This is a genomic window from Geminicoccus flavidas, assembly GCF_009806515.1.
GTDB classification, from domain to species: Bacteria; Pseudomonadota; Alphaproteobacteria; order Geminicoccales; family Geminicoccaceae; genus Geminicoccus; species Geminicoccus flavidus.
Window position 1 is genome coordinate 1 of sequence record NZ_WUJP01000368.1, and the last position, 15,585, is coordinate 15,585.

Annotated in this window: 15 protein-coding genes; all 15 read right to left on the reverse strand. The window is 67.1% G+C overall.

The genetic code is table 11. From position 1 onward, the window contains the following. Positions 1–744 (reverse strand): proline--tRNA ligase (proS, locus tag EQG76_RS10360; protein WP_159713095.1); only part of this gene is annotated, 744 nt, incomplete at its 3' end. 123 nt (positions 745–867) lie between these two features. Further along, a complete protein-coding gene (locus tag EQG76_RS10365) occupies positions 868–2,145 on the reverse strand; it encodes a PQQ-dependent sugar dehydrogenase (RefSeq protein WP_159713097.1) in 1,278 nt (425 codons plus the stop codon). Positions 2,146–2,236: 91 nt separating this feature from the next. Continuing rightward, positions 2,237–2,470 (reverse strand): DUF1467 family protein, encoded by a 234-nt coding sequence (locus EQG76_RS10370; protein WP_159713099.1) that lies wholly within the window; start codon positions 2,468–2,470, stop codon positions 2,237–2,239. Between the two features lie 29 nt (positions 2,471–2,499). Further along, on the reverse strand, positions 2,500–2,907 hold the full coding sequence (gene mce / locus EQG76_RS10375) for a methylmalonyl-CoA epimerase (protein WP_159713101.1): 408 nt from the start codon (positions 2,905–2,907) through the stop codon (positions 2,500–2,502). Positions 2,908–2,910: 3 nt separating this feature from the next. Next, positions 2,911–4,599 (reverse strand): ribonuclease J, encoded by a 1,689-nt coding sequence (locus EQG76_RS10380; protein ID WP_159713121.1) that lies wholly within the window; start codon positions 4,597–4,599, stop codon positions 2,911–2,913. A 353-nt stretch (positions 4,600–4,952) separates the two neighbouring features. Continuing rightward, on the reverse strand, positions 4,953–5,741 hold the full coding sequence (locus tag EQG76_RS10385) for a biotin--[acetyl-CoA-carboxylase] ligase (RefSeq protein ID WP_159713103.1): 789 nt from the start codon (positions 5,739–5,741) through the stop codon (positions 4,953–4,955). Beyond that, positions 5,725–7,176 carry an NADH-quinone oxidoreductase subunit NuoN gene (nuoN, locus tag EQG76_RS10390; RefSeq protein WP_159713105.1) on the reverse strand — a complete coding sequence of 484 codons (1,452 nt, stop codon included), beginning with the start codon at positions 7,174–7,176 and terminating at the stop codon, positions 5,725–5,727. The genes EQG76_RS10385 and nuoN overlap by 17 nt, the downstream gene beginning before the upstream one ends. A gap of 19 nt (positions 7,177–7,195) precedes the next feature. Then, positions 7,196–8,698, reverse strand: a complete 1,503-nt coding sequence (locus tag EQG76_RS10395) for an NADH-quinone oxidoreductase subunit M (RefSeq protein ID WP_159713107.1) — start codon at positions 8,696–8,698, stop codon at positions 7,196–7,198. Between the two features lie 8 nt (positions 8,699–8,706). Next, a complete protein-coding gene (gene nuoL, locus EQG76_RS10400; RefSeq protein WP_159713109.1) occupies positions 8,707–10,629 on the reverse strand; it encodes an NADH-quinone oxidoreductase subunit L in 1,923 nt (640 codons plus the stop codon). A 7-nt stretch (positions 10,630–10,636) separates the two neighbouring features. Then, entirely contained in the window at positions 10,637–10,945 is a 309-nt protein-coding gene (nuoK, locus tag EQG76_RS10405; protein ID WP_159713111.1) for an NADH-quinone oxidoreductase subunit NuoK, read from the reverse strand. Next, entirely contained in the window at positions 10,945–11,553 is a 609-nt protein-coding gene (locus EQG76_RS10410) for an NADH-quinone oxidoreductase subunit J (RefSeq protein WP_159713113.1), read from the reverse strand. Before EQG76_RS10410 ends, nuoK begins: the two co-directional genes overlap by 1 nt. A gap of 55 nt (positions 11,554–11,608) precedes the next feature. Next, positions 11,609–12,097 (reverse strand): NADH-quinone oxidoreductase subunit NuoI, encoded by a 489-nt coding sequence (gene nuoI, locus EQG76_RS10415; protein WP_159713115.1) that lies wholly within the window; start codon positions 12,095–12,097, stop codon positions 11,609–11,611. A 104-nt stretch (positions 12,098–12,201) separates the two neighbouring features. Then, a complete protein-coding gene (gene nuoH / locus EQG76_RS10420; protein WP_159713117.1) occupies positions 12,202–13,212 on the reverse strand; it encodes an NADH-quinone oxidoreductase subunit NuoH in 1,011 nt (336 codons plus the stop codon). Further along, positions 13,205–15,271, reverse strand: coding sequence for an NADH-quinone oxidoreductase subunit NuoG (nuoG, locus tag EQG76_RS10425; protein WP_159713119.1), 2,067 nt, complete (start codon positions 15,269–15,271; stop codon positions 13,205–13,207). Before nuoG ends, nuoH begins: the two co-directional genes overlap by 8 nt. Before the next feature lie 21 nt (positions 15,272–15,292). Then, on the reverse strand, positions 15,293–15,585 hold a 293-nt coding region (locus EQG76_RS10430), incomplete at its 5' end, for an NADH-ubiquinone oxidoreductase-F iron-sulfur binding region domain-containing protein (protein WP_321573444.1).

A 15,585-nucleotide genomic window follows, 5' to 3' on the forward strand; every position in this document is an offset into this window, starting at 1 on the left:
CGCCGCGTAGAGCTTCTTCAGCTCCCCCACGTCCAGGTCGTCGGCGGAGAAGTCGATCTCCTCGAACGCCTGGTCGAAATAGACCGCACTCTCGCCGGTCTGCGCCAGGATCTGGAACTCGTAGGACATGTTGCCGCCGATCGGGCCGGATTCGGCGCGCATCGGGATGGCGGTCAGCCCCATCCGCTTGAAGGTCTTGAGATAGGCCACGAACATCCGGTCGAACGCCGCCGCCCCGGCTTCGAGGTCCAGGTCGAAGGAATAGGCGTCCTTCATCAGGAACTCGCGCCCGCGCATCACGCCGAAGCGCGGGCGGACCTCGTCGCGGAACTTCCACTGGATGTGGTAGAGGTTGAGCGGCAGCTGCCGGTAGCTGCGCACATGCTTGCGGAAGATGTCGGTGACGTTCTCCTCGTTGGTCGGCCCGAACAGCATCTCCCGCTCGCCGCGATCCTTGATGCGCAGCATCTCCTTGCCATAGGCGTCGTAGCGCCCGCTTTCCCGCCACAAGCTCGCCGGCTGGATGGTCGGCATCAGGATTTCGATGGCGCCTGCGCGGTTCTGCTCCTCGCGCACGATCTGCTCGACCTTCTGCAGGACGTTCCAACCGAGCGGCAGCCAGTTGTAGATGCCGGCCTGGAGCTGCTGGATCATCCCGGCCCGCAGCATGAGCTGATGGCTGACGATCTCGGCCTCGGCCGGCACCTCTTTGAGAACCGGCAGGAAGTAGCGGGAAAGACGCATGGGAACTCGATGCTCGTGGGCTTCCTTGACGGGCGGACCATAGGGGTGGGCGTGGCCTGCCGCAACGAAAGGCAAGCTAGCACGCCATCCGTTTGCATCCCGTTACCCCCCGCCGGGTGTCCGTCAGGACTCGCTGTCGGGCGCGACCCTCAGGATCTGCCCGCCAGCCCGGTCGGTGACGGCATAGACCGCCCCGTCCGGCCCGACCTTCACGTCGCGGATCCGGTGGCCGAGATCGATGCGCTCCTCGCTGGCCACGCGGTCGCCGTCCAGGGTCAGCCGCACCAGCCCCTGCGTGGCCAGCCCGCCGATCAGCATGCTGCCCCGCCACTCCGGGAACAGGTCGGCATCATAATGGGCCATGCCGGACGGAGCGATCACCGGGTCCCAGTAATAGACCGGCTGCTCCATCCCCTCCTTGGCGGTGATGCTCTCGCCGACCGGCCGGCCCGAATATTCGAGGCCGTAGGTGATCACCGGCCAGCCATAATTCTTGCCAGGCTGCGGCTGATTCAGCTCGTCGCCGCCCCTTGGCCCGTGCTCGACGATCCACAGACGATCCTGGCCATCCAGGGTCGCGGACTGCACGTTGCGGTGACCGTAGGACCAGATCTCCGGCTGGGCACCCTCCTGCCCGACGAACGGGTTGTCGTCCGGGACCGATCCGTCGAGGTTCAGCCGGATCACCTTGCCGAAATGGCTGTTCAGCCATTGCGACTGTACCCTGGGCTCAGGATCAGAGCGCTCGCCCAGGACGAGGAACAGCTTGTCGTCCGGCGTGAACACGATCCGGGAGCCATAATGCCTGGTCGACTGCCAGGTCGGCATCTGCCGGAACAGGATCTCGACATCCTCCAGCGCCGCGGTGCCACCCTGCTCGCTCAGGCGGGCGCGCGCCAGGGTCGTGCCGTTGCCGCCTTCGCGCGGCTCGGAGAAGCTGAAATAGATCAGCCGGTCCTCGGCAAAGCCCGGGCTCAGCGCTACATCCAGGAGCCCGCCCTGCCCGCGCGCGTCGACCTCGGGCACGCCCGTGACCTCGATTCCCTGCCCACCGCCGGCCGGCAGGATCCGCATGGTGCCGACTTTCTCGGTGACCAGCATCCTTCCGTCCGGCAGGAACTCGAGCGCCCAGGCACTGGTCAGGCCATCCACGACGGCCGTGACTTCGACCTCAGTCGGCTCGGCCGCCGGCGCCCTGGTCTGGCCGGCAAAGGCCGGATCCTGGTGAGGGGCATTGGGTGGGCTGGTCTCGACCGGCGCGCGGCCGGGCCGGGCCGCGGCCTCGGCACCGGTAGCGGACAGGTTGCCCGTCACGTCGTCACTTCGCTGTGCATCGTTGGCATCCACCGTCCCGCAGGCGGCCAGCAGCACCGCCGAGGCGACCAGGGCAACACGATTCATCGACCAGATCTCCCAAGATTGCACTCCTGGCCACCAAGCTAGGCCGGGAGTGCCGCGGGAAAAGGCCGAGGCACCGGCGGAGCAGAGCGAGTCAGCCGCGCAACGTGACGATCCCGGAGGTCAGGAACCAGTGGAACGCCCACACCGCGAGCGCCGCCAGCACGGTGGTAACCGCCGCCTTGGTCCACAGCCGCGGCTGCGCGGGGGCGCTCTCGGCATGGCCGCGTCCCGGCGCGTCGGGCGGCTGGGCACCGAACGGAAGGGCCATGAAGAAGATCATCCACCAGGCGATGACATAGCTGACGAGAAGTTCGAAGAGGGTCATGTTCCGTCTGCGTGTGGATCGGTGCCGGCTCAGGCCTCTTCGAGCTCGACCAGCGCCCCGTCCATGTCCTTGGGATGGAGGAACAGGACGGGCTTGCCATGCGCGCCGATCTTCGGCCGACCGTCGCCCAGCACCCTGGCACCCGCGGCCTGCAGCCGGGTGCTGGCGGCCATCAGGTCATCGACCTCGTGGCAGATATGGTGAATGCCGCCGCCCGGGTTCCTGGCGAGAAAGGCCGCGATCGGCGACTGCTCGCCTAGCACGCCCAGGAGCTCGATCTTGGTGTTGGGCAGTGTGACGAACACCACCTGCACGCCGTGCTCGGGCAGGTCCTGGACGTTCGAGACCTCGGCCCCCAGGAGGTCGCGCCAGCGGGCCCGCGCTGCCTGGAGGTTGGGCACGGCGATCGCGACATGGTTCAGCCGGCCGAGCTGCATCGGTCAGTCGTCCTCCAGCGCGTCGAGGGTGCGGTTGTCCAGGCGAGTAACCTGCACCTCGATGATCGGCCGCCGGTCGCGCGGCAGGACGAAGGCTTGGCGGACCGCCGTGCGCACGGCGTCCTTCACCCGCTCGTCCTGTGCGGCATCATCGTCCGAGAGTGCTTCCACCGCCGCCACTACCGCGTCGATCACATCGCGCCCGGCACTCTGCGGCGCATGGTCGCCCGCCCCCAGATCGGCCACGATCGGCGGGGCCAACACGCTGCCATAGCCGTCCAGCACCAAGCTCACCATGATGGTACCATGGTTCATCAGGCGGCGCCGCGTGCGGAACAGCTCGTCGCCCACGCCGCGGATCCGGTTGGAATCCAAAGCGAGTCGGCCAGTCGGCACCGAATCGACCACGCGCGCGTCGCCAGGCGCCAGCATCAAGACGTCGCCATTGTCGATCCGGATCGGGTTCGGCACCCCAAGCGTCCTGGCCAGCTCGTGATGGGCGCGCAGATGGCGCGGCTCGCCATGCACCGGCACCAGGATCTTCGGCCGGATCCAGCGGATCATCCGCTCCAGCTCATCGCGCGAGGGGTGACCCGAGACATGGACGAAATGGTCCTCCTCGGTGATCACCTCCACGCCGTTGCGCACGAGCTGGTTGTGCATGTCGTAGAGCTTGCGCTCGTTGCCCGGGATGATCTTGGAGCTGAAGATCGCGGTGTCGCCCGCCTCCAGCTTGATGAAGGGATGGCTGTTGCCGGCGATCCGGGCCAGAGCCGAGCGCGGCTCGCCCTGGCTGCCGGTGCAGATCAAGAGGACTTTGTCGCGCTGCAGCGAGGCCGCCTCGCGCGCGTCGATCGGACGCGGCGCATCCTCCAGGTAACCAACCTCGCGGGCCGCCTCCAGCATCCGCAGCATGGAGCGCCCGACGATCGCCGGAATGCGCCCGGTGGCCTTGGCCGCCTGGAGCATCGAGCCGATCCGGGCGATGTTGGAGGAGAAGGTGGTGAGCAGCACCCGCTTCTTCTGCCGGCCCACCAGCTCGATCAGGCTGTCGCGGACCTCGGCTTCCGAACCGCTGTCGCCTGGCCGCAGCGCGTTGGTGCTGTCGCCCAGCATGGCCAGCACCCCGTCCCGGCCGAGCTCGGTGAGCTGGTCGATGGGCGTGCGGGCACCCACCAGGGGCTCGGGGTCGAGCTTCCAGTCGCCCGTGTGCAGGACGTTGCCGTACTCCGTGTGCAACACCAGGGCGTTGGCGTCCGGCACCGAGTGGGTCACGTGGATGAAGCTCAGCTCGAACGCGCCGACGCGGAAGCGGTGGCCGGGCTCGACGATGTTGATCTGGACCTCGCGGCCGAACGGCACGTCGTCCAGCTTGCGCTCGAGCGCCGCTGCCACGAACGGCGTGCACCAGATCGGGCAGCGCAGCCTGGGCCAGAGATAGGGCACCCCGCCATAATGGTCCTCATGGGCGTGGGTGATCACCAGGCCCTCCAGCTCAGGCAGGCGCTCGGCGAAGCCGATGTCGGGCAGGATGATGTCCACGCCCGGCAGGCTCTCGTCGGCAAAGCTGATGCCGAGGTCGACCATCAGCCACTGGCCATCCACGCCGTAGAGCGCGGTGTTCATGCCGATCTCGCCCACGCCCCCGAGAGGGATGAAGCGCAGGCCCGGGGTGTTCTCAGTTGGATGCATCACTTGGTGTCGGTCTCGTCCGTTCGCGTTTTCACAATCCCGGACGAAAGCGGGTCCGGGTCCACATGGGCAGGCGGCCGGGCTCCGTGCGCGGACGGCGGGGTCGGATCAGGAGCGATCCTCCGCGCTGACCATCGGCGCACCAGTGGAGACAGGCCGAATAGGGCTGGCCGGGCGGCATGGCCGGCAGGATGGCGAAGTGGGATGCCGATCGGACTTCGGCAAGATGGCGATCGTCGCAGCAGCGTCGCTGACTGCCGGTCGGCTCACGGCCCCGCCGACTCCGGGACGGCGGGACGGCAGGGCCGGCGGCGATGGCACGAGGCATGGACGGCATTCACTCCTGCCGCCTTCTACGCCGTTGTGGCGGATCCTGCCAAGGCTTCGCCCGCGAACAGGACTTCGCCGGCCGTGACCCGCTGCAGCCGGCCGGTATCGACCAGGAGCGCGCCCTCGCCGTCGATGCCGACATAGGTTCCGCTCAGCACGTCCCGCCCCGGCCGGATCAGGATCGGCGTGCCGGGTGGAAGGCCGTAGGCACTCCAGCGACCGGTGATCGCCGCCATGCCATCCTGGCGCCAGGCTAGGTAGTTCCGCGCAAGGTGCTCCAGCAGCAGCGCTTCCAGCGCGCCGGACTCCGCGTTCGGCAGGAGGTCGGTCAGCGCAGCACTCGGTCGGTCCGGGAGGGCCGGCGCGCTGGCGACGTTCACGCCCATGCCGATCGAGACCCAGTCCAACTGCTGGCCGGATCCTGATTCCGATTCGAGCAGGATCCCGGCCAGCTTGGCCCCGTCCAGCACCAGGTCGTTCGGCCATTTCAGGTGAAGGCGGCCCGGCGGGGCGCCGAGGGCCGCACAGGCCTCGGCCAGCGAGAGGCCGGCCACCAGCGCCAGCCCCGCCACCGCGATGGCCGGGCGGCCGGGACGCAGCAGCAGGGTCAGATAGAGATTGCCCGCAGGCGAGGTCCAGCCCCGGCCGTGGCGGCCCCGGCCGGCGGTCTGCCGCCCGGCCACCACCACCAGCCCCTCCCCGGCCCCGGCCCTGGCGCGCTCGCGCACCAGGTCCATGGTGCTGGGCAGCTCCCCGTAGCGCTCGATCCGCCAGATCGGACCCGCCCCCGCCCTGTCAGTGGAAGATGGCACTCGCCGCGATCCCGGCACTGGCGAACAGCGGGTTGATCGCCAGCACCGCCACGATCAGGAGGATCGCCGAAATGCCAGCCACGGCACCGATGGCCGGCCGCAGCGGCAGGTCGAACGGCTCGGCTGCTTGGTCGAACCAGACCAGCTTCACGATCCGCAGGTAATAGTAGCAGGCCACCACGCTGGAGAGCAGGCCGATCACCGCGAGCCAGGTCAAGTCCGCGTCGATCGCCGCCTTGAAGACGTAGAACTTGCCGAAGAAGCCGGCCGTGGGCGGAATGCCGGCCAGCGAGAACATCAGGACGGTCAGGATCATGGCCAGGACCGGCTGGCGGCGCGACAGGCCGGCCAGCTCGTTGATGTCCTCGACATAGCTGCCCTGGCGGCGCATCGCCAGGATGCAGGCGAACGTGCCGAGCGTCATGACCATGTAGATCGCCATGAACACCAGCACGCCGTCCACGCCGTCTCGCGTGCCCGCCGCCAGGCCCACCAGGGCGTAGCCGATGTTCGCGATGCCGGAATAGGCCATCAGCCGCTTGAAGTTGGACTGCATGATCGCGGCGAACGCGCCCAGCAGCATCGACGCGATCGCGACGAACACGATGATCTGCTGCCACTGGTCGACCCAGGCGCCGAACGGGTCGATCAGGACGCGCAGCAGCAGCCCCATGGCCGCGAGCTTGGGTGCCGAGGCAATATAGGCGCCGATCGGTGTAGGCGCGCCCTCGTAGACGTCGGGCGTCCACATGTGGAACGGCACCACGCCCAGCTTGAAGCAGATGCCCGCGGCGATGAAGACCAGGCCCACCAGGGCACCGGCCGAGAGCGACGCGTTCTCGTCGCGCAGGAGGCTGCCGATCTGGTCGAACATCACCGTGCCGGTGAAGCCATAGACCAGCGAGATGCCGTAGAGCAGCAGACCGGACGCTAGCGAGCCCAGGATGAAGTACTTCAGACCGGCTTCCGTCGAGCGCAGCGTGTCGCGATGGCCAGCCGCCAGCACGTAGACCGACAGGCTCTGCAGCTCCAGGCTCATGTACAGGGCGAGGAAGCTGTTGGCCGAGACCATCATCCCCATGCCCAGCGCGCCGAACAATGCCAGCAGCGGGAACTCGAACCGCGCGATGCGCTCGTCTTCCAGGAAGTTCTGGGAGACCAGGATGGCGCCGGCCACGCCGACGAAGATCAGGACCTTGAGGAAGGCGGCGAACGCGTCCATCCGGAAATGGCCGCCGAACGTGTCGGCCGCTGTCTTGTCCGAGGCCAGGATGATCGCGGCGGCGATCAGGAGCGACATCGCGCTCAGGGGGCCGATCAGCCGGACGCCGTCCCCCTCGCGCAGGACGCCGACCACCAGGAAGATCAGCCCGGCCAGCAGCAGGAGGAATTCCGGCAGAGCCGGCATCAGGTCGAGGAGCGGTGCTGGGGTCATGGTTCTGGTTCCTTGCCGCTCACTCGTCGGCGACGGCGGCGGTGTCCACCGTCTGGGTCTGCTGGATCAGGTGGGCCACGGCCGGCTCCATCGGCCGGGTGAAGAAGACCGGGTAGATGCCCAGCCACAGCGTCAGGAACACGAGCGGCGCGAAGGCCACCATCTCATTCCAGCGCAGGTCCTTGATCGACTTCAGGTCGTCGCGGGTGATGGTGCCGAAGATGACCCGCCGGTAGAGCCAGAGCATGTAGGCAGCGCCCAGGATCATGCCGGTTGCGGCGAACGCCGCCACCCAGCTGTTCACCTGGAACACGCCGACGATGACCATGACCTCGCCAACGAAGCCCGACGTGCCCGGCAGGCCCACCGAGGCCATGCTGAAGAACAGGAAGATCACGGCATAGATCGGCATCCGGTCGGCCAGCCCGCCATAGCGCGCGATCTCGCGGCTGTGGATCCGGTCATAGACCACGCCCACCACCATGAAGAGAGCCGCCGAGACGACGCCGTGCGAGAGCATCTGCACGACGCTGCCCTGGATGCCCAGCGCGTTGGGGGTGAAGCAGCCGATCGTCACCAGGCCCATATGGGCCACCGAGGAGTAGGCGATCAGCTTCTTCATGTCCTGCTGCACCAGCGCCACCAGCGAGGTGTAGACCACCGCAATGGCGGAGAGCGCGAACACGAAGGGCGCGAAATAGGCCGAGGCCTCGGGCAGCATCGGCACGGAGAAGCGCAAAAAGCCGTAGCCGCCGAGCTTGAGCAGCACGCCCGCCAGCAGGACTGAGCCGCCGGTCGGCGCCTCGACATGGGCGTCCGGCAGCCAGGTATGGAACGGCCACATCGGCACCTTGACCGCGAACGCCGCGAACATGGCGATCCACAGCCAGTACTGCATCGACAGCGGGATCTCGGCGCTCTGCAGGACCGCGAGATCAGTGGTGCCGGTCTCCAGGTAGATCGCCAGCACCGCGATCAGGAACAGGACCGAGCCCGCCAGCGTGTAGAGGAAGAACTTGAACGAGGCGTAGATCCGCCGCGGGCCGCCCCAGATGCCGATGATCAGGTACATCGGGATCAGGATCGCCTCGAAGAACACGTAGAACAGCACCATGTCGAGCGCGCAGAACACGCCGATCATCAGGCTGTCCATCACCAGGAAGGCGACCATGTACTCCTTGACCCGGTGCTCCACCGAGTACCAGGAGCCGACCACCACCAGCACGGTCAGCAGGGCGGAGAGCGGGATGAACCACAAGGAGATCCCGTCGATCCCCATATGATACTCGATGCCCAGGCCCGGCAGCCACTGGGCGCGCTCGACGAACTGGAAGCCCGGCTGGGTCGGGTCGAAGCCCGCCACCAGGAACAGGGACAGGAGGAAGGTGACCCCCGACGTCCACAGGGCGACGCTGCGGGCGTTGCGGATCACCACCTCGCCGTCGCCGCGGATCACCAGGATGATCGCTGCCCCCAGGAGCGGGAGGAACGTCACCAGCGAGAGGAGTGGCCAGTCGCTCATGAGATCCCTCAGCGCACGAAGAACAGGTACCAGGTGACCAGCGCGGCGACGCCGATCAGCATGGCAAAGGCGTAGTGGTAGACATAGCCGGTCTGCAGCCGGGCGGTCTGGCGGGCGAGCCGGCTGGTGGCAGCAGCCACCCCGTCCGGCCCGAATCCGTCGATGACCAGCCCGTCGCCGCCCCGCCAGAACACGGAGCCGACCGCCTTTGCCGGCTGGACGAAGATCCGGTCATAGAGCTCGTCGAAGTACCACTTGTTCAGCAGGAACAGGTAGACCGGGCGGAGGGCCGCAGCGATCCGGCCTGGCACGCTCGGCACCAGCAGGTAGAGCACGAAGGACAGGCCGAAGCCGGCCACACCCACGATCAGCGGCGCGAACTTCACCAGTGCCGGGACGTGGTGCATCTCCTCCAGAATGTTGGGGTGCTCGCGCATGAAGATCGCACCGCTCCACCAGGTGGCCTCGGGCGCGATCATGCCCTGGGCCAACCAGCCGGCGAACAGGGCGCCACCGGCCAGGCAGAACAGCGGGACCAGCATGACCATCGGGCTCTCGTGGACATGCTCCATCGTGTGATGGTCGGCCCGGGGCGCTCCGTGGAAGGTCAGCCAGAGCAGGCGGCCCGAATAGAAGGCGGTCAGGAAGGCCGCGCCGATGCCCAGCCAGAAGGCGTAGCCGGCGAACGGCGCGTGGGAGGCCCAGGCCGCCTCCAGGATGGCGTCCTTGGAGTAGTAGCCGGCGAAGAACGGGATGCCCATCAGCGCCAGCGAGCCGATCCACATCATCGCGTAAGTGACCGGGATCTTGTTCCAGATCCCGCCCATCTTCCGCATGTCCTGCTCGTGGTGCATGGCATGGATCACCGAGCCGGCACCCAGGAACAGGAGGGCCTTGAAGAAGGCGTGGGTGAACAGGTGGAAGACACCGGCGCTGTAGGCCGACACGCCGCAGGCGAAGAACATGTAGCCCAGCTGCGAGCAGGTCGAATACGCGATCACCCGCTTGATGTCGTTCTGCACCATGCCGATCGTGGCAGCGAAGAAGGCGGTGGAAGCGCCAATGAAGGCGACCATCGCCAGCGCGGTCGGTGCGTACTCGTAGAGCGGGCTGAAGCGCGCCACCAGGAACACGCCGGCGGTCACCATGGTCGCGGCATGGATCAGCGCCGAGACCGGGGTCGGGCCCTCCATCGCGTCGGGCAGCCAAGTGTGCAGGCCGAGCTGGGCCGACTTGCCCATGGCACCGATGAACAGCAGCACGCCGATGATGGTGAGCGTGTTGAACTCGTAGCTGAACACCACGATCGTGCTGTCGGCGAACTTCGCGGCCTCGGCGAAGATCACGTCATACTGGACGCTGTCGAACACGAGGTAGCAGGCGGCGATGCCCAGGATGAGGCCGAAGTCGCCGATGCGGTTGACGATGAAGGCCTTCATCGCGGCAGCGCAGGCGGAAGCCCGGTCGTACCAGAAGCCGATCAGCAGGTAGGAGGCCAGGCCCACCCCTTCCCAGCCAAAGAACAGCTGGATGAGGTTGTCGCTGGTCACCAGCATCAGCATGGCGAAGGTGAACAGCGACAGATACGACATGAAGCGAGGGATCGAGGCGTCCTCGGCCATGTAGCCGACCGAGTAGACGTGGATCAGGAAGCTGATGAAGCTCACCACCAGCATCATGCTGGCGGACAGCCCGTCGATCCGAAGCGCCCACTGGGTGTCGAACGAGCCGACCACGATCCAGTCGAACAGGATGACCTTGAACGGCTCGCCATAGATGTTGAGGAAGAAGCTCGCAATCGCGCAGGCGGCGGACAGCGCCATGAACCCGCAGGTCACCACCTGCGACGCGCGGTCGCCGATCATGCGGCCGAACAGGCCGGCGATCAGGGCGCCGACGAGCGGCGCGAACACCAGGATCGTGTAGAGCATCGCCCGCTCAGCCCCGCATCAGGTTGATGTCCTCGACCTCGATACTGCCGCGGTTGCGGAAGTAGACCACGACGATCGCCAGACCGATCGCCGCCTCGGCGGCAGCGACGGTCAGGACGAACATCGTGAACACCTGTCCGACCAGGTCGTTCAGATGGGCCGAGAATGCCACGAAGTTGATGTTGACCGAGAGCAGGATCAGCTCGATCGACATCAGGATGATGATGACGTTCTTCCGGTTCAGGAAGATGCCGAACACGCCCAGCGTGAACAGGATCGCGGCCAGCGTCAGGAAATGTGAAAGAGGAATCGCCATCACACGCCTGCCCCGGTGTCGACCTTACGCAACTCGACTGTGTCTTGCGGCCGGCGATGGACCTGCTGGGCGATGTCCTGGCGCCGCAACGCGCCGCGCGGGCGCAGGGTCAGCATGATGGCGCCGATGATCGCCACCAGCAGGATCACGCCGGCAATCTGAAACAGGTAGACATAGTCGGTATAGAGCACCCGCCCCAGCGCCTCGGTGTTGGTGACGGACGGATCGCTCGGGATCGGTGCCGCGGTCTGGAACCCGCCGGCAAACGCCCAGCCGCCGGTGACCAGGATCAGCTCGGCCAGGAGGATCACACCCACCAGCGCACCGATCGGCCAGTAGAGCCTGGCGCCCTCGCGCAGCCGCCGGAAGTTCACGTCGAGCATCATGACGACGAACAGGAACAGGACCGCCACCGCGCCCACGTAGACGACCACCAGGATCATCGCCAGGAACTCGGCCCCCAGCAGGAGGAACAGGCCCGCCGAGTTGAAGAAGGCCAGGATCAGGAACAGCACGGAATGGACCGGATTGCGTGAGGCGATCACCATCACGGCGCACCCGACCGTCACGGCCGACAGCAGGTAGAACAGAGCCAGTTCGATCGTCATCGCTCACCAACCACGGGGCCAGGGCCGGCCGGTCTATGTCGTTCGCGCACCATGCTCAGCGGTACGGCGCGTCGGCGGCGAGATTGGCCGCGATCTCGCGCTCCCAACGGTCGCCGTTCGAGAGCAGCCTCGCCTTGTTGTAGAACAGCTCCTCGCGCGTCTCGGTCGCGAACTCGAAGTTCGGGCCCAGCACGATCGCGTCGACGGGGCAGGCCTCCTCACAGAAGCCGCAATAGATGCACTTGGTCATGTCGATGTCGTAGCGGGTGGTCCGGCGGCTGCCGTCCGCGCGCGGCTCCGATTCGATCACGATGCACTGGGCCGGGCACACCGCCTCGCACAGCTTGCAGGCGATGCAGCGCTCCTCGCCGTTGGGATAGCGGCGCAGGACGTGCTCGCCACGGAAGCGCGGGCTGAGCGGCCCCTTCTCGTAGGGATAGTTGATCGTCACCTTCTTCTTGAACATGTAGCGCAGGGTCAGCGCGAAGCCCTGGACCAGTTCCTGCCAGAGGAAGGTGCGCGCCGCCCGGTCGAGTGCGGTCATGTCCTGTCGATCCCCACATCCCATGTCGGCCGTCGGCGACCCGTCCTTGGGTCGCCCGGCGCCGCATCCATTCGGCAACAAGGTCGTCGCTTAAAGCGACCGTCTCAATTCGGCAGCAGGTCGAACGCCACCAGGAAGCCCGAGGTCAGCACCACCCAGAGCAGCGACAGGGGCAGGAACACCTTCCAGCCCAGCCGCATGAGCTGGTCGTAGCGGTAGCGCGGCAGCGTCGCCCGGGCCCAGATGAACACGAACAGCACCAGGCAGATCTTGAGGATGAACCAGATCGGGCCGGGCACCCAGTTCAAGGGCGCGATGTCGAACGGTGGCAGCCAGCCGCCCAGGAACAGGATCGAGGCGATGGCGCTCATCAGGATCATGTTCGCGTACTCGCCGAGGAAGAACAGCGCGAACGCCATCGACGAGTATTCGACGTTGTAGCCGGTGACCAGGGTCGCCTCGTCCTCAGGCAGGTCGAACGGGTGCCGGTTCGTTTCCGCCAGGATCGAGGCGAGGAACAGCATGAACATCGGGAAGTGCGGGATGAAGTACCACAGGCCCCGCTGCGCCTCGACGATCGTGCTGAGATTGAGTGAGCCGGCGCAGAGCAGCACGGTCACGATGATCAGGCCGATCGAGATCTCGTAGGAGATCATCTGCGCGGAACTGCGCAGCGCACCCAGGAAGGCGTAGCGCGAGTTCGACGCCCAGCCCGCCATGATGATGCCGTAGACACCCAGCGAGCTCACCGCCAGCAGATAGAGCACGCCGACATTGATGTCGGAGATCACCAGGCCAGCGCCCATCGGGATCACCGCCCAGCCGATCATGGCCAGCGTGAAGGTGATCATCGGCGCCAGGATGAACACGACCTTGTTGGAGGTCGCGGGGATCACCGTTTCCTTGAGGAACAGCTTGGCACCGTCCGCCAGCGGCTGGAGCAGCCCAAAGGGACCCACGGTCATCGGCCCCTGGCGCAGCTGCATGGCGCCGATCACCTTGCGTTCGGCATAGGTGAGATAGGCCACGGCCAGGAGCAGCGGCACCACGACCAGCAGGATCTGGCCGACGATGATCAGGATGCGCAGGACGGCATCGAGGAGGGGCTCACCCATGGGTCCCGGTCGCCTTGATCGAGTGTTCCGCCAGGCGGAGCTTGGTGCATTCCGCCATCACCCCAGACGCCCGAGCGATGGCGTTGGTCTGGTAGTACTCGGCGACCGGCGACACGAAGGGTGCCCGGTCGAACGCGAGCTCGCCCGGCCCTGCCGCCCGTTCCCAGGCCGCCGGCACGATCACGTCCGGGGTCGCCAGGACCGGAACCAGCTCGGCCAGCCGCGCCCGCACCGCACCCAGCGTGTCCAGCGGCACGGTCAGGTCCAGCACGTCGGACAGTGCGCGCAGGATCTTCCAGTCCTCACGCGCCTCGCCGGGCGGCATGACCGCGAGCTTGGCCCGCTGCGGCCGGCCCTCGGTGTTCACGTAGGTGCCGTGCTTCTCGGTCCAGGCGGCACCCGGCAGGATCACGTCGGCGCGCGGGGCCGAGCGGTCGCCATGATGGCCCTGGTAGATCACCTGGACGTCGGGGCTGAGCCCGGACAGGTCCAGTTCGTCCGCACCGATCAGGAACAGGACGTCGACCCCGCCGGCCAGCATCCCGGCCACGTCCAGCCCGCCCTGCCCCGGCACCAGGCCCAGGTCCAGGCCGGCCACCCGCGAGGCCGCATGGTGAAGGACGTTGAAGCCGTTCCAGTGCTCGGTGATCGCGCCGAATTCCTCGGCCAGCCGGCTCACCAGGTCCAGCACCGCCAGCCCGTCAGCCCGCGCGGTGGCCCCGCTGCCCAGGATCACCATCGGGTTCTGGGCGGCGCGCAGCTCCTTGGCAAAGCCGATCTCGCCGGCCAGCAGGTCGGACAGGGTCTGCACGCCCGCACCAAGGTCCTGGACTTCGTAGGTCAGGTCGACCCCGGCCGCACCGATCCGGCCCACCGGCATCGGGATCTGCCGCGTGCGCTTGCGGATCCGGGCGTTCAGCACCGCCGCCTCGTGGCGCGGGTTGGTGCCGACCAGCAGGAGCGCGTCAGCCCGCTCGATGCCTTCGATCGTGCTGTTGAACAGCCAGGAGGCACGCGGACCATAGCCGAGCCTGCTGCCGTCCTGACGGCAGTCGATGTTCGGCGTGCCGAGCCTGGCCACCAGCTCCTTGACCAGCACCATGGTCTCGGCGTCGACCAAGTCACCGATCACGAAGCCGATTCGCTCGGGCGCTGTGCCCTTCAGCCGCGTCGCCACCGCGTCCAGAGCCGCGCGCCAGTCGGCGGGCTGGAGCTGGCCGTCCCGGCGGACCATCGGCCGGTCGAGGCGGCGCTTCTTCAATCCGTCATAAAGGAAGCGGCCCTTGTCGGAGAGCCACTCCTCGTTGATCCCCTCGTGCAGCCGCGGGACGATCCGCATCACTTCGTTGCCACGGGCATCCACGCGGATGTTGGAGCCGACCGCGTCCGAGACGTCGATCGATTCGGTCTTACGCAGCTCCCAGGTGCGGGCCTTGTACTCGTAGGGCTTGGAGTTCAGCGCGCCCACCGGGCAGAGGTCGATGATGTTGCCCTGCAGCTCGGAGGTGAGCGAGGCCTCGATCCAGTTGGTGATCTCCATGTGCTCGCCGCGCTGGACCGCACCCAGCTCCTCCACGCCCGCCACCTCGTCGAGGAAGCGGATGCAGCGCGTGCAGTGGATGCAGCGCGTCATGTGCGTCGAGACCAGCGGGCCGAGATACTTGTCGACGACCGGGCGCTTGTTCTCGGTGTAGCGGGAATGGTCCGGCCCGTAGAACAGGGTGATGTCCTGCAGGTCGCACTCGCCGCCCTGGTCGCAGATCGGGCAGTCCAGCGGGTGGTTGATCAGGAGGAACTCGAGCACGCCGCGGCGCGCCTTGTGCACCAGCGGCGTGTCGGTCTTGATCACCATGCCGTCGGCGGCCGGCATGGCGCAGGACGCCACCGGCTTGGGCGACTTCTCCATCTCGACCAAGCACATCCGGCAGCTGCCGGCGATGTTGAGCCGCGGGTGGAAGCAGAAAATCGGAATCTCGCGGCCCGCGGCCTCGCAGGCCTGCAGGACGGTCGATCCGACCGGCACCTCGACTTCGACCCCGTCGACGGTCAGCTTCGGCATACTAACGTTCCGATCCCGTCCTCAAGCCGCCAGCCGCCGGGCTTCGCCCTGCTCGCGGATCCTTCGTTCCAGTTCCGGCCGGAAATGCCGGATCAGGCCCTGCACCGGCCAGGCGGCGGCGTCGCCCAGCGCGCAGATGGTGTGGCCCTCGATCTGCTTGGTCACGTCCTGCAGGAGGTCGATGTCCTCCAGGCGGCACTCGCCCTTCACCATCCGCTCCATCATCCGCCACAGCCAGCCGGTCCCTTCCCGGCACGGCGTGCACTGCCCGCAGGATTCGTGCATGTAGAACTTGGACAGCCGGGCGATCGCCT